Below are 1,459 nucleotides of genomic sequence, written 5' to 3' on the forward strand. Positions count from 1 at the left end.
GCAATCATTGTTGCCAATTTATGTGGCAGCTTATTCGTAATGTGAAAATTTTTTTGAAAAGGGCTTCGTTAACGGATTGGAAAGAAATGAGAAATATAAGAGTCTCACCATTATGACAAACTATTTAGTGATCTATTAGTAGTGAATAGAAAATGGTTTAAATCTTTTATCAATAAGGATGAGCGATATGAAAATTATATCTAACTTGATATTAATAGCATCTTTTCTATTCATACAGCCAGTGTTTGCTGAAACTTTATATAACGTAAAGTTTATAAACTCTTCGGATAAATATATATTAACAAGGGTTATAATTATTGTATGAATGACGCTGGTAATTCAGTTATAGACATTCCAAAAAATGAGAGCAGAACGATGGATTTAAGAGATAGTGATGGTTTTTTCAATTGTAGAATTTCTAATAGGTATGTGAATTGGTCTGTGCGTTACCCGCAAGGTGAAAATATAGTTGATTGTAAGTTAAATTTTAATGTGGATGTTGAAGTTAATATACATGGAGGACCGTACGCATGGAATGTAAAAGTGAGTGGATGTGATGAGTTGGTAAAAGAAGCGACTTGTGGTGAGTTAGGATGTCATAATAATTTTGTCGACTATTATGCAATGAAAAATAAAAGCATAAATATAATATTTCAATAACCAGCATTAATGAAAAACAAACCAAAGAGAGTGGTTAGTTGTAAAAGTTAAAGGGGAGGATTATCTCCTCTAACTCACTGATTCCGTTTCAAACGGAGGCAGTGCATCCACCATCACAGCGAAAATTAACTATAGGAATCCCTATAGGTTAAGGAATCACTGATTTGGGAGGCTCTTCCTCGTTAGGATAGGTTGAAAACAGCTCTGTACGTTTAATGTATTAACCTGTAATCGAGGTCCTCACTTTGGCTCAGTTCCAATTGGACAAATTTCTGGCTGATCGCGTCAATTGGGATTTGAAAGCCCATTTAAGTGGGAATGCCCATTTTGGTTTTATACTCACGGGTGAGGGTGTGAGAAATTTCTCGCATGCCTTGTGCTTTCGTGTGTTGGGTACGTGATAACCCGGCGCAAAGGAATACCAATATCCTCTGTGGTCAAAGTGACAGCCTTGTCAAAATCAATAAGTGAATCGATCAGGGTGGAAGTAACCACAGAAGAGGGCTTGAGTTTAAGCCGTCCAGTACATACGGAAAAATTCCATATGTTAAAGGGCGGGGTTCTGCCCTGTAGTGTTCCCATTCTCATCTTGAAACTAATCTCAATTTTTCCTATCTAAATAGTGTAAAATCTATTGCTATGTATTGTATTGAGGGCATTTTTTGTTTGTACATATACCAATCGCCATTGAAGATGCTTGATTTCTTATCCAAACCCGATCATGCTTGCAGCCATGAAAATTCATCTGACACCAGAACAAAAACGCGCCCTCGAATTGATGCACGATACGACTCGTGAT

The 1,459-nt window shown here is 36.6% G+C and carries 1 protein-coding gene; it reads left to right on the forward strand.

The genetic code is table 11. From position 1 onward, the window contains the following. Positions 1 to 321 precede the first annotated feature (321 nt). Entirely contained in the window at positions 322 to 660 is a 339-nt protein-coding gene (locus AACQ81_RS03315) for a hypothetical protein (RefSeq protein ID WP_237388474.1), read from the forward strand. The last annotated feature ends 799 nt before the right edge of the window (positions 661 to 1,459 follow it).

Source organism: Xenorhabdus sp. Sc-CR9 (assembly GCF_963897815.1).
Lineage (GTDB): Bacteria > Pseudomonadota > Gammaproteobacteria > Enterobacterales > Enterobacteriaceae > Xenorhabdus.

What these genes read in the sequence shown, in the direction of transcription:
- AACQ81_RS03315 (WP_237388474.1), top strand. Translation starts at nt 322, where the DNA reads ATGAATGACGCTGGTAATTCAGTTATAGACATTCCAAAAAATGAGAGC.